At 71.1% G+C, this 24,675-nt stretch carries 18 protein-coding genes; 9 read left to right on the forward strand and 9 right to left on the reverse strand.

The features are described from left to right. Window positions 1-95: 95 nt before the first annotated feature. From OG707_RS32535 to OG707_RS32545, 3 genes are all read left to right on the forward strand, one after another. A complete protein-coding gene (locus OG707_RS32535) occupies window positions 96-620 on the forward strand; it encodes a M23 family metallopeptidase (protein WP_443071426.1) in 525 nt (174 codons plus the stop codon). A 262-nt stretch (window positions 621-882) separates the two neighbouring features. Then, window positions 883-2,010 (forward strand): ribosome small subunit-dependent GTPase A, encoded by a 1,128-nt coding sequence (gene rsgA, locus OG707_RS32540; RefSeq protein ID WP_329124721.1) that lies wholly within the window; start codon window positions 883-885, stop codon window positions 2,008-2,010. Window positions 2,011-2,079: 69 nt separating this feature from the next. Continuing rightward, the gene (locus OG707_RS32545) at window positions 2,080-3,393 is read left to right on the forward strand and encodes a DNA-3-methyladenine glycosylase 2 family protein (RefSeq protein ID WP_329128097.1); all 1,314 of its coding nucleotides are present in this window, start codon (window positions 2,080-2,082) and stop codon (window positions 3,391-3,393) included. Here the strand turns inward: OG707_RS32545 and OG707_RS32550 are convergent. The 4 genes from OG707_RS32550 to OG707_RS32565 form a co-directional block, all read right to left on the reverse strand. Then, entirely contained in the window at window positions 3,359-3,730 is a 372-nt protein-coding gene (locus OG707_RS32550; RefSeq protein ID WP_329124725.1) for a PPOX class F420-dependent oxidoreductase, read from the reverse strand. The genes OG707_RS32545 and OG707_RS32550 overlap by 35 nt on opposite strands. A gap of 62 nt (window positions 3,731-3,792) precedes the next feature. Beyond that, window positions 3,793-6,120 (reverse strand): glycosyl hydrolase family 95 catalytic domain-containing protein, encoded by a 2,328-nt coding sequence (locus tag OG707_RS32555; protein WP_329124726.1) that lies wholly within the window; start codon window positions 6,118-6,120, stop codon window positions 3,793-3,795. A 114-nt stretch (window positions 6,121-6,234) separates the two neighbouring features. Further along, window positions 6,235-6,717, reverse strand: coding sequence for a DUF456 domain-containing protein (locus OG707_RS32560; protein WP_329124728.1), 483 nt, complete (start codon window positions 6,715-6,717; stop codon window positions 6,235-6,237). A 64-nt stretch (window positions 6,718-6,781) separates the two neighbouring features. After that, complete coding sequence (locus OG707_RS32565; protein WP_329128098.1) at window positions 6,782-7,771, reverse strand: LuxR C-terminal-related transcriptional regulator; 990 nt, start codon at window positions 7,769-7,771, stop codon at window positions 6,782-6,784. 192 nt (window positions 7,772-7,963) lie between these two features. On the opposite strand from OG707_RS32565, the gene OG707_RS32570 reads away from it, so the two are divergent. Beyond that, the gene (locus OG707_RS32570) at window positions 7,964-11,743 is read left to right on the forward strand and encodes a S8 family peptidase (protein ID WP_329124730.1); all 3,780 of its coding nucleotides are present in this window, start codon (window positions 7,964-7,966) and stop codon (window positions 11,741-11,743) included. Between the two features lie 75 nt (window positions 11,744-11,818). Here the strand turns inward: OG707_RS32570 and OG707_RS32575 are convergent, their stop codons facing one another. Beyond that, complete coding sequence (locus tag OG707_RS32575) at window positions 11,819-12,808, reverse strand: helix-turn-helix domain-containing protein (protein WP_329124732.1); 990 nt, start codon at window positions 12,806-12,808, stop codon at window positions 11,819-11,821. A gap of 271 nt (window positions 12,809-13,079) precedes the next feature. Here OG707_RS32575 and OG707_RS32580 point away from each other — a divergent pair, with 271 nt between their 5' ends. The 3 genes from OG707_RS32580 to OG707_RS32590 all read left to right on the forward strand — a co-directional run bounded on the left by OG707_RS32580 (window position 13,080) and on the right by OG707_RS32590 (window position 17,188). Continuing rightward, window positions 13,080-14,549: a protein phosphatase 2C domain-containing protein gene (locus tag OG707_RS32580; protein ID WP_329124734.1), complete on the forward strand. Its 1,470-nt coding sequence runs from the start codon at window positions 13,080-13,082 to the stop codon at window positions 14,547-14,549. A 27-nt stretch (window positions 14,550-14,576) separates the two neighbouring features. After that, complete coding sequence (locus tag OG707_RS32585) at window positions 14,577-16,319, forward strand: pyruvate dehydrogenase (protein ID WP_329124736.1); 1,743 nt, start codon at window positions 14,577-14,579, stop codon at window positions 16,317-16,319. Window positions 16,320-16,444: 125 nt separating this feature from the next. Continuing rightward, the gene (locus OG707_RS32590; RefSeq protein ID WP_329124738.1) at window positions 16,445-17,188 is read left to right on the forward strand and encodes a hypothetical protein; all 744 of its coding nucleotides are present in this window, start codon (window positions 16,445-16,447) and stop codon (window positions 17,186-17,188) included. Window positions 17,189-17,262: 74 nt separating this feature from the next. On the opposite strand, the gene OG707_RS32595 is transcribed toward OG707_RS32590, so the two are convergent. After that, the gene (locus OG707_RS32595; RefSeq protein ID WP_329124740.1) at window positions 17,263-20,310 is read right to left on the reverse strand and encodes an alpha-mannosidase; all 3,048 of its coding nucleotides are present in this window, start codon (window positions 20,308-20,310) and stop codon (window positions 17,263-17,265) included. Window positions 20,311-20,496: 186 nt separating this feature from the next. Here OG707_RS32595 and OG707_RS32600 point away from each other — a divergent pair, with 186 nt between their 5' ends. Beyond that, window positions 20,497-20,958, forward strand: a complete 462-nt coding sequence (locus OG707_RS32600) for an ATP-binding protein (protein ID WP_443071427.1) — start codon at window positions 20,497-20,499, stop codon at window positions 20,956-20,958. A 33-nt stretch (window positions 20,959-20,991) separates the two neighbouring features. Here OG707_RS32600 and OG707_RS32605 read toward each other — a convergent pair whose 3' ends face one another. Continuing rightward, entirely contained in the window at window positions 20,992-22,041 is a 1,050-nt protein-coding gene (locus tag OG707_RS32605; RefSeq protein WP_329124744.1) for a DUF2637 domain-containing protein, read from the reverse strand. Window positions 22,042-22,196: 155 nt separating this feature from the next. Then, complete coding sequence (locus tag OG707_RS32610; RefSeq protein ID WP_329124746.1) at window positions 22,197-23,048, reverse strand: (2Fe-2S)-binding protein; 852 nt, start codon at window positions 23,046-23,048, stop codon at window positions 22,197-22,199. 128 nt (window positions 23,049-23,176) lie between these two features. On the opposite strand from OG707_RS32610, the gene OG707_RS32615 reads away from it, so the two are divergent. Continuing rightward, window positions 23,177-23,911 (forward strand): GntR family transcriptional regulator, encoded by a 735-nt coding sequence (locus OG707_RS32615; protein ID WP_329124748.1) that lies wholly within the window; start codon window positions 23,177-23,179, stop codon window positions 23,909-23,911. On the opposite strand, the gene OG707_RS32620 is transcribed toward OG707_RS32615, so the two are convergent. Beyond that, window positions 23,900-24,664 (reverse strand): hypothetical protein, encoded by a 765-nt coding sequence (locus tag OG707_RS32620; RefSeq protein ID WP_329124749.1) that lies wholly within the window; start codon window positions 24,662-24,664, stop codon window positions 23,900-23,902. The genes OG707_RS32615 and OG707_RS32620 overlap by 12 nt on opposite strands. Between the last annotated feature and the right edge of the window lie 11 nt (window positions 24,665-24,675).

Consider the following 24,675-nt stretch of genomic DNA (forward strand, 5'->3'; position numbering starts at 1 on the left):
ACTGCCCCGGGCAGGGCCCGGAAGTGAAGGTGGATTCACCAGGCCGGGAGCCACCCCGGCACTGCACCCCGCACCCCCCACGTAAGGAATCCCGCATGTCCTTCGCCCTTGCCGCCCCCGCCCGCCGCACCCGTGTCCTCGCCGGCTTCGTTGTCGCCGGGGCCTCCGCTTCCCTCGTGGCCACGGCGATCCCCGCAGCTGCGGCCCCGGCCGCCAAGAGCAAGGGCTCCGCTCCGGTCGAGGCCGACCTCGGCACCGGCTACCGCACCCCGGGCGGCTGGGCCGCCGGCTACCACACCGGCATCGACTTCCCGGTCTCGTCGGGTACGAAGATCAAGGCCGTGAACGCCGGCACCGTCGTCACGTCGGGCTGGCAGGGCTCGTACGGCAATGCTGTGATCATCAAGCACAAGGACGGCGTGTACACCCTCTCCGCCCATCTGACCTCGACCTCTGTTTCCGCAGGTCAGAAGGTCAAGGCCGGTCAGAAGATCGGGCTGTCCGGGACCACTGGAAACTCGACCGGACCGCACCTCCACTTCGAGGCCCGCTCCAGCAACAGCTACGGCGCCCACGTCGACCCGGTCGCCTACCTCAAGCGCATCGGCGTCAACCTGTAAGGCGTCCGGTCCGCAGAGTTCTCCAGTAAATCGGTGGCCTTGTTCCACCGGGCGGGGTTATGGTTCTGATCGTTCCGGGGCGTGCACGTGTGCCGCACCCGGAGTGATCGTGCCGGTTCGTCGAGAAGCAGGAGGTGGATTGTGATGACTGTCAACGTGACGGGCGTTGCCCGCGTTCAGGAGTTCATCATCGTTTCCATCCCTGTGGTCTCCGGCTGACACCTCTTCTTCGCCGGGACCGCCCTTTGAAGGGTTTCCCGCGTTGTCCAACGCTTCGTTCCACACGTCTTCTCTCTCCTCCACCACCGCTCAGCACCCCCTCGCCGCGCACGGCTGGGACCAGGGCTGGGCCGACGCTTTCTCCCCGTACGCCGAGCAGGGCCTGGTGCCCGGCCGTGTCGTACGGGTCGACCGCGGCCAGTGCGACGTCATCACTCCCGACGGGCTCGTACGGGCCGACACCGAATTCGTGGTGCCGCGCGACCCGATGAAGGTCGTGTGCACCGGTGACTGGTGCGCCGTCGACCGGGCCGGGGATCCCCGGTACGTAAGGACGCTGCTGCCGCGGCGTACCGCCTTCGTCCGCTCCACGTCGTCCAAGCGCTCCGAGGGCCAGATCCTCGCGGCCAACGTCGACCACGCGATCATCGCGGTCTCGCTCGCCGTCGAGCTCGACCTCGGCCGCATCGAGCGCTTCCTCGCCCTGGCCTGGGAGTCGGGCGCCCAGCCGCTGGTCGTGCTCACCAAGGCGGACCTGGTGCCGGACGCCACCGGACTCTCGTACCTCGTCGAGGACGTCGAGACCGCGGCTCCCGGTGTGCAGGTGCTGCCCGTCAGTTCGGCCACCGGGGACGGGGTCGACGTACTCGGCGCGATCGTCGGCGGCGGTACGAGCGTGCTGCTCGGCGTCTCCGGCGCCGGGAAGTCCACCCTCGCCAACGCCCTGCTCGGCGAGCAGGTCATGGAGGTGCAGGCCACCCGTGACGCCGACGGCAAGGGCCGGCACACCACCACCACCCGCAACCTCCTGGTGATGCCCTCCGGGGGCGTGCTCATCGACACCCCCGGGCTGCGCGGCGTCGGGCTCTGGGACGCCGAGACCGGGGTCGGTCAGGTGTTCTCCGAGATCGAGGAGTTCGCCGCCGAGTGCCGGTTCCACGACTGCGCCCACGAGGCGGAGCCGGGGTGCGCGGTGCTCGCTGCCCTCGACGACGGTGTGCTGCCCGTGCGCCGTCTGGAGAGCTACCGCAAGCTGCTCCGCGAGAACCAGCGCATCGTCGCCAAGACCGACGCCCGGATGCGCGCCGAGATCCGCAAGGACTGGAAGGCGAAGGGCGCGGAGGGGCGGGCCGCCATGGAGGCCAAGCGCGGCAAGGTCCGCAAGCCGTGACGCGGTGAGCGCGGTGTCCGATTCCCGCCAGTCGGAGCGCGTGCGCTGTCGCACACTGGACTCGTGATGATGGACGACGAGACCAGTTACGAAGCGGTGAGCAGCCGCGACGCGCGCTTCGACGGGGAGTTCTTCTTCGCCGTGAAGACCACGGGGATCTACTGCCGGCCGAGTTGCCCGGCCGTGACCCCCAAGCGCAAGAACGTCTGTTTCTACCCGACCGCGGCGGCGGCCCAGGGCTCCGGCTTCCGGGCCTGCCGCCGCTGCCGCCCCGACGCCGTACCGGGGTCGGCCGCATGGAACGTACGGGCCGACACCGTCGGCCGGGCCATGCGCATGATCAGCGACGGTGTCGTCGACCGCGAAGGCGTACCGGGGCTCGCAGGGCGGCTCGGCTACAGCGCCCGCCAGGTGCAGCGTCAGCTGACGGCGGAGGTCGGCGCCGGTCCCGTCGCCCTCGCCCGCGCCCAACGGGCGCACACCGCACGGCTGTTGCTGCAGACCACCGCACTGCCCGTCACGGAGATCGTCTTTGCGGCGGGTTTCGCCAGCGTGAGGCAGTTCAACGACACGATCCGGCAGATCTACGCCCGTACGCCCACTGAGTTGCGCGCCGAGTCCGCCACCCCGGCCGTCCTGACGGCCGCCGGTGTTCCGCTGCGGCTCGCCTACCGGGGCGCCTACGCCCGCCGCGAGACCTTCGACCTGCTCGCCGGCGAGGTGATCGCTGGCATCGAGGAGATCGTCGGGGAACCCGGCGCCCGAACCTACCGGCGCACCCTGCGGCTCCCGTACGGCTCGGGGATCGCCGCCGTCGACGAGAAGTCCGGCGGGCGCTGGCTGGAGGCGCGGCTCCACCTCACCGATCTGCGCGATCTCACCACCGCCGTACAGCGCCTGCGCCGCCTCCTCGACCTCGACGCCGACCCGTACGCCATCGACGAACGCCTCGGCGTCGACCCCCGCCTCGCCCCGCTGGTCGCGGCCAGGCCCGGACTGCGGTCGCCCGGCACCGCCGACCCTGAAGAGTTCGCCGTACGGGCGATCCTGGGGCGCGAGGCCGCCGGGCGGCTGGTGGAGAGCCGCGGGAAAGTCCTCGACCGCCCCTGCGGCGGGCTCACCCACCTCTTCCCCGAGGCGGGCGAACTCGGTCTGCTCGGGGGCGTACGGCTGGACCCCGGGGCCGACCGAGACGAGGCGGAAGCGGCGCTGCTCGCCCTGGACGGGGTGAGCGCGGAGACCGCCGCGCTGATCCGGATGCGGGCCCTCGGCGACCCCGACGTCGCACTCGGGGGCGAGGGCGACGACGAGGCGTGGCGGCCGTGGCGGTCGTACGCCGTACGGCATCTCACGCTTGGTCGAGACCCCAGCTGTGAATCTTGAGCGGGTGGATGCGGATGAGCTCCTCGCTGAAGTGCGGCCCCAACTCGTGCGGCCCGGTGAGCAGTTCGGCCTCGCCGCGGATCTCCACACCGCGCACGGTCCACGGCTTGAGGCTCACCACGTCGTCGACGACCAGGGCGACCTTCGGGTTGGCCTGGAGGTTGCGCCACTTCTTAGTTGTCCCCAGGGCATAGCCGCCGATCAGGACGGTGCCGTCGTCCTGCGGGAAGAAACCGACCGGATTGGCCTGCGGCTGCCCCTTGGGGTCGACCGTCGCCAGGCGTCCCAGTCGCTGGGACGTGAGGTACGCGCGTTCCGCCTCGCTGAATTCGCTCATGCGGCCAGCATCGCGCGCGTACCCCTCTCCGCGCATCGGAGATCGGTCCTAGGACTTCAGGCTCAGGCCGGCAGCCCCCACGCGGGCGCGGGCGCGTTCGGCGTCACCGGGCGGATCGTGAGGTCGGGGCGGTCGCCCGCCGCCGTGATCAGCGCGGACTCGCCCCTTCGGAGCTCGATGCGGACGGTCGCGTCGCCCAGGTCCTCGTAACGCAGCCTGCGGCCGTGCTTGTCCCGTACGTCGACCGACCCCGCGATCCCGTGCCGCACCACGCACGGCGCGCCCGCCTCGCTGGTCAGCCTGACCCAGCGGGTCGCGCCCTGCTCCCGTACGGCGCTGAGCAGGAAGGCGCCCTGCGTACGGAAGTCGTGCAGCGTCAGCTCGGCCCACGCCGCCGGGACGGCCGGGAAGACGCGGACGGTGCCGCCCCAGGACTGGCAAAGCATGTCGTGCAGCGACTGGGCGGCGGCGAGCGGGGTCTCGATGACCGGGCCCGACTCCGTGTACATGGTGTTCGGCTTGATGTACTTGGTCATCAGCTCGCCCAGGTACTTCAGTGCGTCCTCGCCCTTGCCGAGCAGCGAGGAGATCGACGAGGCGCCGGTGTACGTATAGCCCTGGAGGGCCCCGGTGAAGCCGACCCAGTGGCTCAACGACCGCTCGATCAGGGCGACTTCGTCCGCGCTCCGGCCCGTCATCTCGTACAGCGGATAGATCGCGAGCAGATGCGAGAAGTGCCGGTGCGAGATCGCGAGGGGGGTGCCCGCGCCGATCATCAGGCCGTCCGGGCCCGTCGGATACGGGGTGAGCTTGGCCAGCACTTCCTGCCAGCGCGCCGTCAACGGGTCCTGGATGGAGAGGAGTTCGGCGGATTCGAGCAGGGTTCGGCAGCCCCAGTTCAGCAGCATCAGGTCGAAGTTGCAGTCGGGGGTCGTGCCGTACTCGGGGGAGTAGGTGAGCGGGAGGTGCAGCTTGCCGTCCGCGCCCGGCTGCAGGAAGTGCAGGTAGTAGTTGACGGTGCGGCGCAGGAGCGGGAAGACCGTGTCGCGCAGGATCGACTCGTCCATGGTGTGGCGGTAGCTGAGCCAGACGTTGTGCAGCGCCCAGGTCAGACAGCCGACCTCGGGGACGGGCGTCGCCTGCCCCGGGATGCCCAGCGGGAAGGTCGAACCGTCCAGCGGGGCACCGGCGTTGAGCGTCATGTCGGTGGTGCGGGTGATGCCCGCCGAGTCGGCGCGGTAACGGGGGTCGGTGGTCTCGACGAGGGTCTGGCGGTACTCGCTGATCGAGCGGGTCAGCGCGTCGAGTTCGAGGTGGTTCGAGCCGTGGATCATCCAGTACTCGAGCTGCGCGTTGAGGTTCCACCAGGTGCCCGGCCAGGGCGTCGGCTCCAGCCACGGGCCCGAGGTCGCCATCACGGGGGCGTCCTCGCGGGCCGCCGAGGCGATCTTGTAGAGCTGGATCCAGTAGAAGCGCTGCAGCCGCGCGTCCGGCACCGACAGGAAGCTCTTCCTGTAGTAGCCGTGCCACCAGGCGCGGTGCGTCATGGCATGCAGGTCGTACGAGACCGAGGCCGCGCCCCGCACCAGGTTCACGGCGCGGTCGCGCGCCGTGGTCTTGGGGAAGGAGTGCGCGACGGTGACGTACAGCGTGCGCGTGGCCTCGCGGGTGCGCTCGCGCCAGGCGGTGACGTGCTGGCCGCCGGAGAGCAGCGACTGGACCGCCGCGCTCACCCCGTCGTGGTCCTCGACCACGGCCGGGGGATTGGCCGCGTAACCGGCCGGCAGCGGCTTCGACGCGGCGCGCGGGCTGATCGCGACGGCCGGGTGGAAGACCCAGCGGAAGTCCTTCTCGCCCTCGCTCGGGGTGATCTCCACGGCCATCACGGAGAGCGAGTTGTGGACCAGCGCCCGCAGGGTGAGCGTGCCCTTGTCGGTGGTGAGCGTGCCGGTGAGCTCGGCGTCGCGCAGGCCGAGTCGCCAGTCGAGCGCGGTGATGGTGCCGACGGGCTCCAGGGTGAAGTACCCGATGGGCAGCCGTGCCAGGCCGAAGAGCGAGCCGAACTCGGGGCGGTGGTCCTGGACCTCGGAGTGCTGGACGTTGAAGCGGATCGCGTTCTTGCCCGGCTCGGCGTAGATGCCGGAGCCCAGGTAGCCGTTGCCGAGGTACGGGCCCTCGTACCAGGTCTTCGGCATCTTCTGCCAGCGCAGATCGGCGTCCGCGAGGACCGTGCGCCAGCTGTCCTCGGAGGAGCGCACGGCCTGCGGCGCGACAGCGACAGGCGCCGCCTGGGCGGGGACGGCCGCTCCACCTCCGGCCAGCAGTGCTCCGCCGAGGGCTGTGCCGGTGGCGAGAACGGTTCGTCTGGACGGTACTGATGCGTGTCCCACTGCGCCTCCTGGCGGCTCGTACACAGAGATACATCCGAGCAATCCCAGGATGGAAGGTAGGCAAGGTGCTGATGAGCGTCAATACTTAGGGAGAGATCCGATGTGTCGGCCTCGTCAGCCCCAGAGGAGGGCGCCCACCCAAGCCCCCACGACCAGCAGGCAGGCGAAGAGCTCCACCAGGACCGGTGTCCCGACGGCCCGCATGACCCTGCGGGTGGAGGCCCAGCCGTCCCGGTGGCTCCCCAGACGTGCGCGCTCGGCACCGTAGAGCCCGCCGACGAATCCGGCGGGCCCGCCGACCACGGGCACCAGGAAGAACCCGGCGATCCCGGCCACCCCTCCGACGTACAGACTCCTGCGTGGCGCCCCGGACTCGGCGGGGCGGCGGGCGGGCAGCAGCGGCCGCAGCGCCTGGTTCAGCAGCAGTACGGCGGTCGCCCCGGCCAGCACGCCCCAGGCGAGGGTGGTGGTGTCGGTCAGCGCCCACCAGGCGACGGCGGCCCAGACGATCGCCTGGCCCGGCACACCCGGGACCAGGACGCCCAGCAGGCCGAGCAGCATCACCAGGCCCACCGCGAGGAGCTGCCACGCATTCATCTGCCAAGGGTGCAGGAATCCCGGCGTTCTCGCAGGTCCAGCGCGTGCGGACGGTGCGCCGGGCTCAGCGGGGCCGGTCCGCCACCCAGCCCCTGTCGTACGCGTGCCAGCCCAGCTGGAGCCGGCTGGTGACGCCGATGATCTCCATCAGTCCCTTGATCCTGCGCTGCACGGTCCGCTCCACGAGGCCGAGCTGCTTGGCGACACTGACGTCGGTCATCCCGTCCAGCAGCAGGGACAGGATGTCCAGATCGGTGGCGTCGGGCCGGGCCGTCCCCTCGTGCGGGGTGGTCCCGTCGGAACCGATCCGCAGCGGCTGCGCCTCGCGCCACACCGACTCGAAGAGCCCCATGAGCGCCTCCAGCAGCCCGCTCGCCCGGCTCACGAGGATGGCAGGATCCGCGCGCCGCCCCAGGAGCGGCAGCAGCGCACGGCTGCCGTCCGCGATCACCAGTTTCGTCGGGACGCGGTCCACCACCCGCACCTGTTCCTCGCGGCCCAGCGCCGCCAGCAGTTCCGTCCGCCCGTTCGGCGTGGACAGCAGTGCGCGCTCGACGACCACCCGGTAGGAGACGCCGCGGACGGTGGCCGGCTCCTCCGAGTCGTTCTCGGTCCCCGTCACCACGTCCGGATTGACCGACACCAGCGCGCAGACCTCCCGGACCGCGCCCTGCTGCACCTGATGGAAACGGTGCGCCACCGCGCTCGCACCGTGCACCACCTCGATCAGATCGTGCACATCGGGCGCCACCGGGTCGCCCCGGTACTCCCCGGCGAGCAGCGTGGCCGAGCGCTCGGCCTCCTGCAGCTCGCGCCGGTGCCGGGCGAGCAGTGCGCCCAGGGCCGCTTCCGGAGGCGCGGCCACCCACCGCCGTGAGCGCGCGGACGTCCTGGCGGCGAGGCGCCGGCGCTCCAGACTGCGCAGCGCGTCCTCCGTATCCGACTCGGAGAACGTCAGCCGCCGCGCGAGATCCGGTACCTCGGCGGAGCCGAGCACCACCAGCGCGCGGTACGCCGATTCGCACCGCTCGTCGAGCCCCACCACTCCCAGCACTTCGAACACCCTCCCTCTTCACGCCGCTCGGCCGCAGGTCGCGGCGGCTACCGGACACGGCGCATACCCGCCAGCACCATCCTCTCCGTATCACCCGTCCCTCTGCCACTGTGGCGCCACCGCTGCACCAACAGCACCTGGAAACAGGGCCTTTGTGCCCGCATTTCCGCAATGACTTACTTGGGGAGAACGATGCGCCGCATACCGCGTACAGCCCTGGGAGCGGCCATCGCCGCTGTCCTGGCTGCCACAGCGGTCGCGCCGTCCGTGGCATCGCCGCAGGACAGCACGGCCGGGAAGAGACCGCTGGTCGGCAGCGATGCCGCTCAGGAGAAGCAGGGCAAGCCCGTCACCGTCACGCTGGTCACCGGCGACAAGGTGCTGGTGACCAAGGGCAGTTCGGGCCGCAGCAGCGCTGTCGCCCTGCCGCGCGAGGACGGCACCCAGCCGCTGGTCGAGACCCGGCAGAGCGGCAAGGACCTGTACGTCTACCCCGAGGGTGCGGCCGCCGCGATCGCCGCGGGCAAGGTCGACGAGCAGCTCTTCAACGTCACCGGGCTGATCGCCCAGGGCTACGACGACGCGCACGCCAAGTCCATCCCGCTGATCGCCACGTACAACAGCTCCGTCGACGTCGCCCGCAGCGCCCCCGTCGCCCCGCGCGGCGCCGAGCGCGGACTCGTCCTCGACTCCATCGGCGGTGTCGCGCTCAAGGCCGACAAGGCCGAGGCGGCCGACTTCTGGGCCGACGTCACCACGTCGCGCTCCCGCTCCGTCTCCACGCTCAAGAAGCTGTGGCTCGACGGCAAGGTCGAATCGCTCCTCGACCAGTCGACGAAGCAGGTCAACGCCCCGCAGGCGTGGGCTTCCGGCTTCACCGGCAAGGGCACCAAGGTCGCCGTCCTGGACACCGGCGCGGACTTCGAGCACCCCGACCTCAAGGGCCGCATCACCGACTCCAAGAACTTCACCGACTCCGACACCACCGAGGACCGCGCGGGCCACGGCACGCACACCGCCTCCACCGTGGGCGGCTCGGGCGCGGCCAGCAAGGGCGGCGTGGAGAAGGGTGTCGCGCCCGGCACCGACCTGCTCATCGGCAAGGTCCTCAACGACTCCGGCTCGGGCATGGACTCGTGGATCATCGCCGGAATGCAGTGGGCGGTCGACCAGAAGGCCGACGTCGTCTCGATGAGCCTCGGCAACCCGAGCGAGCTCGACTGCACCGACCCGATGAGCGCCGCCACCGAGCAACTCGCCCAGAGCACCGACACGTTGTTCGTCATCGCGGCCGGCAACTCGGGCCCGTACGACAACACCGTCTCCTCGCCCGGCTGCGCCCCCAGCGTGCTGACCGTCGGCGCCGTCGACAGCGAGGACGCCACCGCGTCCTTCTCCAGCCGCGGCCCCGTCCTCAGCGCCCACACCCTCAAGCCCGAGATCGCCGCCCCCGGCGTCGACATCTCCGCGGCGGCCATGGGCGGACGCGGCGTGTACGCGTACCGCACCATGTCCGGTACGTCGATGGCCACCCCGCACGTCGCGGGCGCCGCCGCCGTCCTCAAGCAGCGCCACCCCGCCTGGACCGCCCAGCAGATCAAAGCGGCCCTGGTCTCCTCCGCGCACACCGACATCCCCGGTGACGTACGGCAGACCGGCGCAGGCCGCCTCGATGTGAAGGCCGCCGTCGACGAGCAGATCCTCGGCGCCCCCGCCGTCCAGGGCGGCAGCTTCAACTGGCCCCAGGACAAGAGCGACAGGACGTCCGTCGAGGTCCCGTACACCAACACCGGCACCACACCGGTCAAGCTCAACCTCGCCGTGAAGCGGGTGACCGGCAACGACGGCACCACCGTGCGCTCGGCCGTTGCCTCGCTGGGCAGGAGCTCCGTCACCGTCCCGGCCGGTGCCACCGTCAAGGTCCCGCTGCGCATCGACCCGACCGCGCACCTGACCGGCGGCCAGTACGGCGACGTCACCGGACGCGTCGTGGCCACCGCCAAGGGCGTCAGCGTCTCCACGCCGTTCGCCCTGTACGTCCAGCCGACGACCGTCACCCTGCGGGTCAAGGCCATCGACCGGACCGGCAAGCCTGCGGCCGGCGCCTCCTCGGTCGACGTCATCGGCCTCGACACCATCACCGGTGAGCGCCGGGTCAACGACGGCTCGGCCGACCAGGTCTACGAGGTGCGCCCCGGCGAGTACTACCTCTCCTCCTTCATCGTCTCGCCCGACACGGACGACGCCACCGGCAACCTGCCCAAGTCGGTCTCCTTCGTGGGCCGTCCGCAGGTCAAGCTGACGAAGGACACCACCGTCATCCTGGACGCCCGCAAGGCCCACCAGTTGTCGGTGAAGACCGACCGCCCGTCCGAGGCCCGCAACATCACCCTCTCCTTCGGCCGCACCTGGGACCCGAACTGGCTGCACGCCGGCTCCATCGGCGGCAGCGGGATCGTCAAGGACTACTACGCAGACGTCCAGGGGGACGCCCGCAACGGCTCGTTCGAGCTCGGCAGCTACTGGAGCATGTACGCCCCGCAGATCTCGTCCCTCACGGCGGTCGGCGGCCCCGAGCTCCACCCGGTCACGGGCAGCACGGGCTCGGTCAACCTCGACGGCACCGGCTCCGCGGAGCTCGTGAACGCGGGCAAGGGCACCGCCGCCGAGCTGGCCGCGGCCGGTGTGCAGGGCAAGATCGCCCTGGTCGAGGTCCCGGACGGCAACGTCAGCGTCCAGAGCGTCGCCCAGCTCGCCAAGAACGCGGGCGCCAAGGCCGTCATCGCCCACCGCGCGGCCGCAGGCCGCTGGCAGCCGGCCACCAGCTTCTTCGGCGCTCCGCCGCTGCCCGCCCTGGCCGTCGAGGCCACGGAGGCGAACGCGCTGATCGCCAAGCTCGCCACCGGTCCGGTGACGCTGCGCTGGAAGGCGACCGCCAAGAGCCCGTACGTCTACAACCTGGCCTTCCCCGAGACCGGCCGGATCACCTCCGACCGCACCTACCGGGTCGAGGACAGGAAGCTCGGCAGGAACGAGGCCGACTACCGCGCCATGGGCGTGGCGGCCGACTACTCCGACTACGTCGGGGCCACCCCCTCCTACGGAGCGCCCGTGGGCGTCTCCGGCTTCGCCTGGGTCCCGGCTCCGGGCACCCGCACCGAGTACTACACCCCGGGCGCGACCACCTGGTCGCACATGGTCTCCTCCAGCCTGCCCTTCGGCGAGACCATCGTGTCGCCGGACCGTACGTACTCGGCGGGCCAAAAGGTCACGGAGAGCTGGTACGGAGGAGTCCTCGCCCCCGGCGTCCCGCACGACGCCACCGGCAAGGAGACCCTGGTCGGCGAGCGTCAGGACAACCTGATCGGAGTCGCACCGGGCTTCTGGCGCGACAACGAGCACGACGGTCTCCCCGGCGGGTTCGGCGACATCGGCGGCATGGTGCTCAAGCGCAACGGCGAGCAGATCGGCGACACCCCTGTCCCGTACGGGGTGTTCACGGTCCCGGCCGAGGACAGCGCCTACGAACTGACCCTCTTCACCCAGCGGTTCGGGGCTCCGGCCAAGGTTTGGCAGCGCTCCACGGCGACGTCCACCACTTGGTCGTTCCGCTCGCACCGCGACGGACACGTCTACTCGCAGGGCATCCCCATGCTCTTCCCGGCCTACCAGCTGTCCGACGACGGTCTGAAGACCCTCCCGGCGAAGGACGGCCAGAAGATCACCCTGAGCGCCACGGGCCACGCGGGCTACACCCCGGGTGCCCTGGTCAAGGCCGCGCTCTCGTACTCGTACGACGGCGGCGAGACCTGGACGGCGGCCAAGGTCGCACAGCAGGGCGGGAAGTGGGTGGCGACCGTGGACCACGCGGGCGCCGACACCACCAAGACCGTCACGCTGAAGACCGAGCTGACCGACGCGGCCGGCAACGCGGTCTCCCAGACCGTGGTCAGCGCCTACGGGTTGCGCTAGCCACGTGACAAGGGTCCGCCGGGCGTCCTTCCCGTGGGGGGTGGGGTTGCCCGGCGGACCCATGTCTGCGTGCGCTCAACTCCGGGCGACCCAGCCCTTCTCGTACGCGTGCCAGCCCAGCTGCAGCCGGGTGGTGACCCCGGTCAGCTCCATCAGCCCCTTGACCCTGCGCTGTACGGTCCGCAGCCCCAGGTCCAGCTGCTTGGCGACGCTCGCATCGGTCATCCCGGCCAGCAGCAGCGACAGGATCTCCAGATCGGTCGCGTCAGGACCGCCCTCGTCCTCGCCCGTGACCGTCCCGCCCTCACCGAGCCGCAGCGGCAGCGCGTCGCGCCACACCGAGTCGAAGAGACCGATCAGCGAGTCGAGCAGCCCGCTGGCATGGACGACGATCGCCGTCGGCTCCACACCCTCGTGCACCGTCATCGGCACCATCGCCAGCGAACGGTCCGCCACGATCAGCTTGGTGGGCACCCGGTCGGCGACCCTGAGCTGCTCGCCCCGGCCCAGACCCTCCGCCAACTGGCCGATCGCATTGGGGAGTTCGAGCACCTCGCGCTCGAGGACGAGCCGGTAGGAGACCCCGCGCGTGGTCACCAGCTGCTCGGCCTCGTCGTTCTCCTCGGACGCGACCGCGATCGGGGGGCCGGTCACCATCCCGCAGATCTCCTCGGTCGCACCCAGCTGCATCTGCAGGAAGCGCTGCGCGATCGCACTGGATCCTGTGACCACCTCCACCAGGTCGAGTGCGGCGGGTGCGGTGGCCTCCGACCGGTACTCCTCGGCCAGCAGCGCCGCCGCCAGCTCCGCCTGGTCCAGCTCGTGCCGCTGCTGGGTGAGCAGCGCGCCGAGACCCACACCGGGCGGGGCGGCGACCCAGCGCCCCGTACGCGCGGACGACTGGGCGGCGAGCCCGTGCTGCTCCAGGCGCCGCAGCGCGCGTTCGGTGTCGGACTCGGGCAGGGACAGCCGACGGGCGAGGTCGGGGACTTCGGCCGCGCCCAGACTCACGAGCGCGCGGTAGGCCGTCTCCTGGAGGTCGTCGAGGCCTATGGCTCCGAGCAAGATGCACCTCGTTCCGTTTCATGGGTGGCGGTTCTGTGCCACGGCGGATTTCCGCCGCGGCACATCATCGCTGTTCGCTGACCGGTTCTGCCAGAGTGATCCAACCGATGGAACAGACCGTTGCCACAGGCCTGTTCAAGTCATCCCCTATCTACTGATTTGGGGAGACCCGTGTGCCCCGCCCGGCTGCACCCTTGTGGGGGGAGTGCGGCCGGGCGGTCAATTCCGCGCACCCTGTACCAATCCCCTCCCATCGATGGACAATAGGGGCATGAGTCAGCAGGGGGACCGGCATGCCACCGCCGAGGACGACTGGTGGAGCAAGCTGTACGAGAACGAGCCCGCCACCGGCACCGAAGCCGCCCCCACCGCGGGCGGCGACACCCTGGACGACCGCTTCGACTCCGCGAGCGGCGTCGCCACACCACCGGACCCCCCGCCCCCGCACGACGAGATCCCTCCGCAACGCACCCGCGCCCCCTGGGAACCCCCGGAGGAGACGCCCCCCGCCGAACCGGGCTGGGGCTTCACCCAACGCTTCGGCGCACCCCCACCGATCCCCCCGTCCCCACCCGAGCCACCCGCTCCAACTCCCCACCAGGAAGCCGACTCCGGGGTCGAGCAGCAGATCGCGCCCGACGAGGACGAGCCGCCCGCGCCCGCCGCCCACAAACCCACCGTCCCGGACCTGCCCGCCCACCCCCGCCACGCCGCCCCAGGACCCGCGCTCTCCGAGCCGCCGCCCCGGCCGCAATCCGGGCACATCGGTGACGGGCCGCCCACCTACGACGCCGAGCCCACCTCGCTGCCCGGCGCGCACCCCGACGGGCTCGACGAGCTGATGGCCGACACCGTGCTGGACGGCGCGCGCTACGGGGCGTACACCCTGCGCGCCGCCTCCACTCGAGGCGACTCCGCCCGCTTCCGCGGCGAGCCGCGCCGCGACGCCCTGCTCACCGCCCGTTTCGGCACCGGCGAGACGAGTCTCGTCCTGGTCGCCGTCGCCAGCGGTGCCCGCGCCTCCGAAGGCGCGCACCTCGCCGCGGCCGACGCCTGCCGCTGGATCGGCGGGGCGGTGGGCCGCAGCCACGTCCGGCTCGCCGAGGACATCCGCGCCGGACGCCGCGGCGACCTCAAGTCCGGGCTGCACCGGCTCACCGACCGCGGTTACGGAAAGCTCCGCGCCCGCGCCGCCGAACTCGGCCTGGAACCGGGCGAGTACACGGCGAGCCTCCGCTGCCTCCTGCTCTCCGGCGACCCCGAGTGCCGCAACCGCATCTTCTTCGGCGTCGGCGGAGGCGGCGGTCTCTTCCGGCTGCGCGACGGCGCCTGGCAGGACATAGAGCCCCTCGTTCCCGAGCCCTCCGCGCTCAAAGGCGACGCCGTCGTCGGCTTCGGCTCGGCCCCCTCCGACGTCCCCGAGCAGACCCCCGAGGGCGACCGCCTCACCATGGACCTGGGCATCACGACACCGCCCTCGCCGTACGTCGAGCGCCCGCTCCCGCCCCCCGCCGACCCCTTCCGCTTCCGCGCCTCGGTCGCCCGCCCCGGCGACACGCTCCTCCTCTGCAGCGGCGGCCTGGCCGAACCCCTGCGCGGGGAGCCGGCCCTCGCCAAGGAGCTCGCCGAGCGCTGGGGCCCCGACGAGCCGCCCGGCCTGGCCGCGTTCCTGGCCGACACCCAGCTGCGGGTGAAGGGATACGCGGACGACCGTACGGCTGCAGCAGTCTGGGAGGCGTAACGAGACGGCCCATGGGTTGATGGATCCATGGCCAAGCAGAACGTCGCAGAGCAGTTCGTGGACATCCTCGTCCGCGCCGGAGTCCAGCGTCTCTACGGAGTCGTCGGCGACAGCCTCAACCCCGTCGTCGACGCGATCCGCCGCACCCCCGAGATCGAGTGGATCCAGGTCAGACACGAGGAGACCGCCGCCTTCGCGGCCGGCGCGGAAGCCCAGGTCACCGGCTCACTCGCGGCCTGCGCGGGCTCCTGCGGCCCCGGCAACCTCCACCTCATCAACGGCCTCTACGACGCCCACCGCTCCATGGCCCCCGTCCTCGCCCTCGCCTCGCACATCCCCTCCAGCGAGATCGGCCTCGGCTACTTCCAGGAGACCCACCCCGACCGCCTCTTCCAGGAGTGCAGCCACTACAGCGAGCTGATCTCCAACCCCAAGCAGATGCCCCGCCTCCTCCAGACGGCGATCCAGCACGCCATCGGCCGCAGCGGGGTGAGCGTCGTCTCCCTCCCCGGCGACATCGCCTCCGCGCCCGCCCCCGACAAGGCGATCGACCACGCCCTGGTCACGTCGCTGCCCTCCGTACGCCCCGGGGACGCCGAGATCGAGAAGCTGGCCCGCATGATCGACGAGGCCAAGCGGGTCACCCTCTTCTGCGGCAGCGGCACGGCGGGCGCGCACGCCGAGGTGATGGAGTTCGCCGAGCGCGTCAAGTCCCCGGTGGGGCACGCGCTGCGCGGCAAGGAGTGGATCCAGTACGACAACCCCTACGACGTCGGCATGAGCGGACTCCTCGGCTACGGCGCCGCCTACGAGGCCACCCACGAGTGCGACCTGCTGATCCTGCTCGGCACGGACTTCCCGTACAACGCCTTCCTCCCCGACGACGTGAAGATCGCCCAGGTCGACGTCCGCCCCGAACACCTCGGCCGCCGCTCCAAGCTGGACCTCGCGGTCTGGGGCGACGTCCGCGAGACGCTGCGCTGCCTCACCCCCCGGGTGAAGGCCAAGACGGACCGCAAGTTCCTCGACAAGATGCTGAAGAAGCACGCCGACGCGCTCGAAGGCGTCATCAAGGCGTACACCCGCAAGGTCGAGAAGCACGTCCCGATCCACCCCGAGTACGTCGCCTCGGTCCTCGACGAACTCGCCGACGACGACGCCGTGTTCACGGTCGACACAGGCATGTGCAACGTCTGGGCGGCCCGCTATCTCTCGCCCAACGGAAAGCGCCGCATCATCGGCTCGTTCAGCCACGGCTCGATGGCCAACGCGCTCCCGCAGGCGATCGGCGCCCAGTTCACCGACCGGAACCGCCAGGTCGTCTCGATGTCCGGCGACGGCGGCTTCTCGATGCTGATGGGCGATTTCCTCACCCTGGTCCAGTACGACCTCCCGGTGAAGGTCGTCCTCTTCAACAACTCCTCGCTCGGCATGGTCGAGCTGGAGATGCTGGTCTCGGGCCTCCCGTCGTTCGGCACCCACAACCACAACCCGGACTTCGCGGCGATCGCGCGGGCGGCCGGTGCGTACGGGGTGCGCGTGGAGAAGCCCAAGCAGCTCGCCGGGGCGCTGAAGGACGCCTTCAGGCACAAGGGCCCGGCGCTGATCGATGTCGTCACCGACCCGAACGCACTGTCGATCCCGCCGAAGATCAGCGCCGAGATGGTGACCGGTTTCGCGCTCTCGGCCAGCAAAATCGTCCTGGATGGCGGAGTGGGTCGAATGGTGCAGATGGCCCGCTCCAACCTGCGGAATGTCCCTCGTCCCTGATCAAAGGCCGTAGGGCCATGCGGGTGGAAGTGTGGGCCGGGTGGCTCCGTATGCGCTGAGTCGCGGAATTGTCACATCACGTGACCATCACGCAACACCAGCCACAGGAAAGGTCTGTGACGCACATGTCTTCCAGCCGTCGCTTCGGCCGTATTGCCGCCACTGCCGTCGCCGCTGTCGTCATCACGGGCATGGCTGCCCCGGCCGCCCTCGCCTCCGCTCCGGCGCCGGCCCCGGCCGCCGCCTCCGTCGCCCCGATGCCGGGCGACACCCCGATCAAGGGCGGTCTCCTCAACCTCGACCTCGCCGCCAACCTTGACCTCGACGCCCACGGCATCGTCGTCGCCGGCGTCAAGGGTGCCGTCCAGGCCGACGCGGGCATCAACCTGAAGGTCGGTGCCGGCAGCAAGCTGATCCACCGTCACCACAAGCTCGTCGGCGGCACCGTGGTCTTCAAGGGCGGCGTCCAGCTGTCCAAGGGCGGCAAGAAGGTCGTTCTGTCGAACATCGTCCTCGACGTCAAGACCAACGTCCTGTGGGCGTCGGTCGGCGCCAAGGCGAAGGTCCGGATCGGTGTCCTGTCCGGCGACGGCGCCCAGGTGGTCTCCGGCGGCGGTTCGGTCAACGCCGACATCGTGATCAACGGTGGCCTCGTGCTGGACGCCAGTGCCGGCGCCCTGATCGACGCCTCCCTCGGCACCTGCGTCTTCGCCGACGCCGATGTCGTCATCGGTGTCGGTGTCGACGCCAACGTCGACCTGGACGTCGACCTGGCCATCGCGCTCGGCCTCAACGCCGACATCGACCTGGACCTGGGCATCGGCGCCCTGCTCGACGCGGACGTGGACGCGCACATCAGCCTCCTCTGATCCGCACGCACGTCTCCCCTCACCGGCGCCCCCCGCCCTGGCTTGCTGGCAGGACGGGGGGCGCCGGTGTGCGCTCAGGCGGGACGCAGCCGCAGGGTCAGGATCTGGAAGGGCCGCAGGCCGACCGTCAGCCCCTCCTCGCCCGTCTCCGCATCATGGAGCGGCCGCTCCAGAAGGTCCGTCACCTGCGCCGATACGACGGGGAAGCCCACCCGGAGCGTGCCCCGGGCGCGGTCGCCGGCCGACTCGTAGAGCCGTACGACCACATCCCCGCTGCGGTCCTCCGCCAGCTTCACCGCCTCGACGGTGATCGACTCGTGGTCCACGGTGACCAGCGGACCCTGCTCGGGAGCGGCCGCCACCCGCAGCGGCAGATTGAGGGCGAGGCCCTCGCGCACCGCGAGCGGCACGTCCGCACCCGGCAGCAGTGCATAGCGGAACCGGTGCACACCGAGGTCGGTCTGCGGGTCCGGGCTGTGCGGGGCGCGCAGCAGGGTGAGACGCACGGTCGTGCCGAGCCCGCCCTCGTGCGGGGTGCGGGTCACGTCGTGGCCGTACGTCGAGTCGTTGAGGACCGCGACGCCGTACCCGGGCTCGGCGACCCTCAGCCAGCGGTGCGCGCAGATCTCGAAACGGGCCGCGTCCCAGCTGGTGTTGGCGTGCGTGGGCCGGTGGACATGGCCGAACTGGATCTCGGCGGTGGACCGTTCGGCGTGCACGTCGAGGGGGAACGCGGCCTTGAGCACCTTCTCCGACTCCTGCCAGTCCACCTCCGTCAGGACGTCGACGCGCGGGCTCGCGACGTCGAGGCGCAGCTCCTGGGTGATCCGGGACGACCCGAAGACCCGCACCACGCGGACCGCCGCCCGCAGCGGCCCGTCCTCGGTCAGCTCGACGGACTCCGCCTCGGTGAGATCGGTGTGCGAGCGCCGGTAGTGCCGGTCGATGTCCCAGGCGTCCCACTGGTTGGGGTGGTCGGGGTGCAGCTGGAGGAGGTTGCCGCGGGTGCCGGGGGCGAGGACCTCGCGGCCGGCGGCCAGGTCGGTGACGGAGGTGAGCAGACCGTCCGCGTCGACGGTGACCCGCAGCAGCCCGTTGTCGAGGACGAACGCGCCGCCCTCCCGCTCCACGGTCACCGCCGAGGGGGCCTCGGAGGTGGACAGCGGGGCTGCGGCCAGCGGCGGAACCCGTACGAACACCGGATCCCCGTCCCCGGTTGTGACCACCTCGCTCCGCCCGTACGGCGATGCGTTGAGGACCGCGGGTCCCGTCGCCGCGCCCAGCGCCGTCACCGACGCCGCGATGATCCCCTCCAGCTCGTCCCGTACCCGCGCATAGGTCTCGCGCGCCTCACGGTGCACCCAGGCGATCGACGAGCCGGGCAGGATGTCGTGGAACTGGTGCAGCAGCACCGTCTTCCAGAGCCGGTCCAGATCCTCGTACGGATACGGCGCACCGGTCCGCAGCGCGGCCGCCGTCGCCCACAACTCGGCCTCCCTGAGCAGGTGTTCACCGCGCCGGTTGCCCTGCTTGGTCTTCGCCTGGGTCGTGTACGTCGCCCGGTGCAGCTCCAGATACAGCTCGCCCGACCAGACCGGGGCCTGACCCCCGTACTCCTCCTCCGCGGCCGTGAAGAACGCCGACGGCCGCTCCACCGTCACCCGGGGCGACCCCTCCAGGTCCCGCACCCTGCGGGCCTTCTCCAGCATCTCGCGGGTCGGCCCGCCCCCGCCGTCGCCCCAGCCGAACGGCACCAGCGAGCGCGAGGCCCGGCCCTTGTCGGCGAAGTTCCGCTCCGCGTGGGCCAGTTCGGCCGCATGGATCTGCGAGTTGTAGGTGTCCACGGGCGGGAAGTGCGTGAAGACACGCGTCCCGTCGATGCCCTCCCACCAGAAGGTGTGGTGCGGCATCTTGTTGGACTGGTTCCACGACAGCTTCTGTGTGAGGAACCACCGGATCCCCGCCAGCTTCGCCAACTGCGGAAAGGCGGCCGTGTAGCCGAAGGAGTCCGGCAGCCAGATCTCCTCCGTCTCCACCCCCAGCTCCTCCGCGAAGAACCGCTTGCCGTGCACGATCTGGCGCGCGAGCGCCTCGCCGCCCGGCATGTTCGCGTCCGACTCCACCCACATGGAGCCCACCGGCGCCCAATTGCCGTCTGCCACCGCCTTTTTGATGCGCTCCCAGATGTGCGGCTGGTGCTCCTTCACCCACGCGTACTGCTGCGCCTGCGAACAGGCGAAGACCAGCTCCGGGTAGTCGGCGGCCAGCGCGGTCACATTGGCGAACGTGCGCGAGGCCTTGCGGACCGTCTCGCGCAGCGGCCACAGCCACGCCGAGTCGATGTGCGCGTGCCCCGCCGCAGAGATCCGGTGCGCGCTCGCCTCCGCGGGGCGGGCCAGGGTTTCGGCCAGGGCCGCCCGCGCGCGGACCGCCGTACCCGCGACGTCGTGCAGGTCCAGTGCGTCGAGCATGTCCTCCAGGGCGCGGAGGATCTCGTGGCGGCGCGCCCGGTCGGCGGGCAGCTCCGCCATCAGCTCGGAGAGCACCTCGATGTCCAGGACCAGATGCCAGACGTCCTCATCCAGTACGGCCAGATCCGCAGAAGAGAATCGGTAGATCGGCCGATCCCCTGCGGTCGAGATGTCTCCCAGCAGGGTCGGTTCGAAGCCGTGCAGTACGGCTGGATTCGCGGCCGCCTCCAGCAGCAGGTGTACGTCTTCGCCGCCCTCGGCGGGGGCGCCCACGGGGATGTGCCGGTTGCGCGGATGGATCCCCTTCAGAGGGATACCCGCAGCGTCGTACACCAGTCCCTCGGCCTGGAAACCCGGTCCGTCGCCGGTGAAACCGGGATCGACGACCACCTCGACCCGGCGGCCCGCCCACTCCGGCGGAACGGCCCCTTCCAGCCTGAACCAGCTGGTCGACCAGGGGGTTCCCCACTCGGTCCCGACCGCGAACGGCGCATAGTCGCCCTTCAGCGCCTCGGCGACGGGCACGGGCTCGCCCGGCGCATGCCACACGGAGAGGGTCAGCGGAGATCTGGCGGCGTACTGCGCGGGACGGATGAACTGGTGCAGCGCCCGTTCCAGACGCCCTTCCACCAGCTGTCGGTCGTCATGCATCACGGCTCCTACGAGGTCATGAATCGGCTCGTGCACAGGGGTGCACTGCTTCACTTCCCGTGCGAAGGGCCGGGCATCCCCTACGGGTTGTTGATGAATCGACAAGCGTGAGCCCACCGCTGCGGGGCATGCATCTCGTGAAGCTGTTCGAGTGGAAGAAGGCAAGTCACCGTAGGGGTGGGGGTTATGACTGGGCGTCAGGGAGGGGCTGGGTCCGTGACCGACGGGCGTCGCCGGGGACCTGGTGCGGGCGGCGACGGCCGCCGGATACAGCTGCGCCGCAGACTCGGCTCATCGGATCTGCCGGCGATCACGGAGGTGAGGCGCTCCCTGCGGGAACTGCTGCGGCACTGGGGGAGTCCCGCAGCCGCGGAGGTCGCCGAACTGCTCACCAGCGAACTCGTGACCAATGCACTGGTCCACACGGCGGACGGGGCGGTGATCACCGCCACCGTGGGCAGCGACCGGCTCCGCGTCGAGGTACGGGACTTCATGTCCGCGCTGCCCAGGCTGCACGCGCCGGACGCCGACGACGGCACGCACGGCCGGGGCCTGGTCCTGGTGCAGACGCTGTCCGACGCCTGGGGCGTCCATGCACACGGGATGGGGAAGGTGGTCTGGTTCGAGCTGAACGGCGGACCGGCATGAATCACCGGCCCGCCGCGTCAACTCGTGCTGCGATCACCCGAATTGCTGCTCGAGATCCTTCAGTTTCTGCTCCAGCGAGTCGAGCCGGGGCAGCGTCTGGGTGTCGTCCTCCGCCGTGAGATCGACGGTGACGGCCTCAGCGTTCGTGACGGCCTGGAGGGAGGGCCTGGCGCGAAGGGGCAGTTGTCCTGTCTCGGGTATGGCAGGCTCCGCGACGGCCTGCGCGGAGTTCACGCCGGACGCGGTGCCCGCCGTCACCTCCACCTGGCGACCGCCGCGGCCGCGCCCCAACGTCCTGTGCTGCCGGTTGATGGCCTTGAGCTGCGCCCGCTCCAGCTTCTCGTGCTCCCGCCTGCGGAGACGGTTCTGCTCGTCCTGCCTGCGGTCCTCCCGCACCTCGTCGACCGCCTCGTCCAGCGTCCGTACGCCTTCCAGGAGCATCAGCGACCAGGCGGCGAAGGTCTCCCGGGGAGCGCGCAGCCACCGTACGATCCGGATCTGCGGCAGCGGACGCGGTACGAGACCCTGCTCGCGCAGCGCGGCCCTGCGGGTCTGCTTCAGCGCGCGGTCGAAGAGCACCGCGGCCGAGAGCGACATCCCCGCGAAGAACTGCGGGGCGCCCGCGTGGTCCATTCCGCGCGGCGCGTGTACCCAGTTGAACCAGGCGGCCGCACCGGCGAACGTCCACACCAGCAGACGCGAGCCGAGCGCCGCGTCGCCGTGGGAGGCCTCGCGCACGGCGAGCACCGAACAGAACATCGCGGCGCCGTCGAGCCCGAAGGGAACCAGGTACTCCCAGCCCCCGGAGAGATCCAGGTTCTGCCGGCCGAAGCCGACCAGACCGTGGAAGGAGAGTGCGGCGGCGACCGCCGCACAGCAGAAGAGCAGGAGGTAGGAGGCGGTGCCGTAGACCGCTTCCTTCTGCCTGCGGCGTTCCTCGCTGCGTTCCCAACTCTCGTCCGAGGAGGTGGACTTGTCAGCGGCGCGCTTGCCGCGCGCGAGAACCGCCACCGCCACCAGGACCCCCACGAGCATCACGCCGCCGGGAAGCAGCCAGTCCAGAGATATGTCGGTCAGTCGCATGCGGTGTCCCTTGCATCGCGTCAGTGCCTTTGCGCCGCCATGCTGTCCCAGTTCCGACAGCCGTCGAAGAGTTTCGGGACAACAGGACGCCAAGGGGCCCTGATAGGTGCGATTGGGTCGAACTGCCGTACGCGCGAAGCGGGTTGGGTTCGATTTCAGTCAGTCGAAAGAGGGGCGTCAGGGGCGAGACGTGCCACTCGGTCGGCATCACAGGTCCGCGGGCAGGTGACGCAGGTGTCCTCGGGGCGCAGCGTGTAGAAGAGACAGCAGCTCGCCCGGTCACGGGTCGGCAGCGCCTCGCCGCGCGGTCCGGTCAGCTCGCGGAAGGCCGCGGTGCCGACGTACGGGGCCGTCGCGCCCGGCAGCAGCCGCTCCAGCTCCGCGACGCCGCGCCCCTCCTCGCCGAGGAGATGGGCGATGTACCAGAGGCCCTCAACGATCTCGTCGGTCGCCATCCCCCACAGGGCGCGCTTGCCGCGCCGCATCCGGGGCCCGAAGCCCTCCAGGACGGTGCCCAGGTGCTCGGCGACGGAGGCCCTGACCTCGGCCCGGAGTGCGTCCTCGTCCCGTACGACACGGGCGCCGGGCAGCGATGCGGCCGGATCGCCGGGCAGGCAGGCGAATTCCTCGACCCGTACGGTCATCCGCCCCAGCGCCCGGTGGAAGGCCACGGACTCCACCGGGATCCGCGGTACCCGGCGGTGCAGGAACCAGGGGACGGTGATCAGCAGACAGGCGGGCCAGGCGTAGCGGTGGAAGCCGAAGCTGGCGACGACATCGGGCCGGGCCTGCTGCCCGTAGTCCCGCAGCACCTGCGCGTCGTCCCAGGCCAGGAAGGCGTCGAGGGCGGGTCCTCCGGCGGCCAGGCCGGACGCGGTCACCCAGCCGCTGCCCGAAGGGGGCAGCTCGGAGCCCGTCAGCTCGCTGACGGCAAGCCCGGGGAAGACCTCGGCGAGGCGCGCGTACGCGGCCGTCGTGGGTCCTTCGACAAGCGTGGGGACGGTCATGCAGGGGACCACCGAATCGGGATCGTATTGCAGGTAAGCCTTACCTTACCCAAGACAATCGATGTTTCAACTCCGGCTGTGTCCGCCTATCGTGCTCTGGGGGCGGAATGTCAGACAGGAGAATCCCGGTGGAGCAAGGCAGAGCGCGCGAGGCCGCGGCCACGCAGCCGCATGCGTCCATTCGGGTGCCTGAGCAGGCACGCGGCGAGCACACGCACAGCGAGCCGCCCGCGCCCCGGCTCGTCCAGCGCCACTCCGTACGCGGACAGATCCTCGACGCCCTGCGCTCGGCGCTCGTCGACGGCGACCTCGTCCCCGGCGAGGTGTACTCGGCGCCGGTGCTCGGCGAGCGCTTCGGGGTCTCGGCCACACCCGTACGGGAAGCGATGCAGCAGCTCGCGGTGGAGGGCGCCGTCGAGGTCGTCCCCAACCGCGGCTTCCGCGTCGCCGAGCGCAGCGCGCGCGAGCTCGCCGAGCTCGCCGAGGTGCGCGCGCTCATCGAGGTCCCCGTGATGCTCCGGCTCGCCCGTACGCTGCCCGTGGCCCGCTGGTCCGAGCTGCTGCCGCTCGCCGAGGCGACCGTGGCCGCCGCGGCGGTGGGCGACCGGGCCTCGTACGCCGAGTGCGACCGCGCCTTCCACCGCGCGGTCCTCGCCCTCTCCGGAAACCAGCAGTTGGTCGCCGTCGCCGACGACCTCCACCGCCGCTCCCAGTGGCCCCTGGTCAGCGCCCCCGCACCGCGCCGCGCCGACCTGCTGGCCGACGCGGCCGAGCACACCGCGCTCCTGGAGGCCCTGATGGCTCAGGACCTCACCGTCGTCCAGTCACTCGTACGGGAACACTTCACCGGCTCAGTGGGCTGACCCGCCGAGCCGCGCCGCCAGCCAGGTGGGGACGCCGTCCAGCAGGCGGAAGAGCCGCTTCGCCTCCGTGCGCAGCCGGGTCGCCTCCGGTTCCGTCTCGGTCTCCGCGAGGGAGACGAGCGCGGGGGCGGTGCCGACCAGGTAGCCCAGTTCCTCCCGGATCCGCAGGGACTCCGCGAAGCCGTGGCGGGCCTCCGCCAGCTCGCCCTCCGCCAGGGAGAGCGAGGCGAGGTGGAGCCAGGTGAAGGAGAGCAGTAAAGGCTGGTCGTGGGCGGTGGCGCCCGCGTGGGCGCGGCGGTAGGCGGCGCGGGCGGACTGCGGTGAGTCGGCCAGGTTCTGGGAGATCAGGCCCCTGCGGAAGTCCAGGAGGGGGCGTCCCGGGGCGCCGGGGGCGATGAGGGCCGCGGCCCTGCCGAGGGCGGCGCGAGCCTCGTCCGCCCGGTCCCGTACGCCCAACAGGGTTGAGGCATAGGCGAGTTGACCCCGTTCGCTGGCCGCCGCGCCGCGCGAGTCGTCGTCCCTGGCGAGCGCCTCGGCGGTACGGAGCGCGTCCTCGGCGTCCGTCCAGCCCTGCTCGGTGTAGAGACACCGCTCGCTCAGCAGCGCCGCCCGGTGCAGCGCGGCGTCGGCGTCGGCCTTCGCGTGGGGCTCCAGCAGGGCGGCCGCGTCCGTCCAGCAGCCGCGCGAGCGCAGCCGCCATACCGCGGTCTGGAGCGGAGGAGCATCAGCAGGTGTCGTTCCGTGACCAGACATGGCGGTAAACG

Origin of the sequence: Streptomyces sp. NBC_01465 (assembly GCF_036227325.1) — a bacterium.
Classification (GTDB): Bacteria; Actinomycetota; Actinomycetes; order Streptomycetales; family Streptomycetaceae; genus Streptomyces.

What these genes read in the sequence shown, in the direction of transcription:
- OG707_RS32535 (WP_443071426.1), top strand. Translation starts at nt 96, where the DNA reads ATGTCCTTCGCCCTTGCCGCCCCCGCCCGCCGCACCCGTGTCCTCGCC.
- OG707_RS32545 (WP_329128097.1), top strand. Translation starts at nt 2,080, where the DNA reads ATGGACGACGAGACCAGTTACGAAGCGGTGAGCAGCCGCGACGCGCGC.
- OG707_RS32550 (WP_329124725.1), bottom strand. Translation starts at nt 3,730, where the DNA reads ATGAGCGAATTCAGCGAGGCGGAACGCGCGTACCTCACGTCCCAGCGA.
- OG707_RS32560 (WP_329124728.1), bottom strand. Translation starts at nt 6,717, where the DNA reads ATGAATGCGTGGCAGCTCCTCGCGGTGGGCCTGGTGATGCTGCTCGGC.
- OG707_RS32570 (WP_329124730.1), top strand. Translation starts at nt 7,964, where the DNA reads ATGCGCCGCATACCGCGTACAGCCCTGGGAGCGGCCATCGCCGCTGTC.
- OG707_RS32580 (WP_329124734.1), top strand. Translation starts at nt 13,080, where the DNA reads ATGAGTCAGCAGGGGGACCGGCATGCCACCGCCGAGGACGACTGGTGG.
- OG707_RS32585 (WP_329124736.1), top strand. Translation starts at nt 14,577, where the DNA reads ATGGCCAAGCAGAACGTCGCAGAGCAGTTCGTGGACATCCTCGTCCGC.
- OG707_RS32590 (WP_329124738.1), top strand. Translation starts at nt 16,445, where the DNA reads ATGTCTTCCAGCCGTCGCTTCGGCCGTATTGCCGCCACTGCCGTCGCC.
- OG707_RS32595 (WP_329124740.1), bottom strand. Translation starts at nt 20,310, where the DNA reads ATGCATGACGACCGACAGCTGGTGGAAGGGCGTCTGGAACGGGCGCTG.
- OG707_RS32600 (WP_443071427.1), top strand. Translation starts at nt 20,497, where the DNA reads ATGACTGGGCGTCAGGGAGGGGCTGGGTCCGTGACCGACGGGCGTCGC.
- OG707_RS32605 (WP_329124744.1), bottom strand. Translation starts at nt 22,041, where the DNA reads ATGCGACTGACCGACATATCTCTGGACTGGCTGCTTCCCGGCGGCGTG.
- OG707_RS32610 (WP_329124746.1), bottom strand. Translation starts at nt 23,048, where the DNA reads ATGACCGTCCCCACGCTTGTCGAAGGACCCACGACGGCCGCGTACGCG.
- OG707_RS32620 (WP_329124749.1), bottom strand. Translation starts at nt 24,664, where the DNA reads ATGTCTGGTCACGGAACGACACCTGCTGATGCTCCTCCGCTCCAGACC.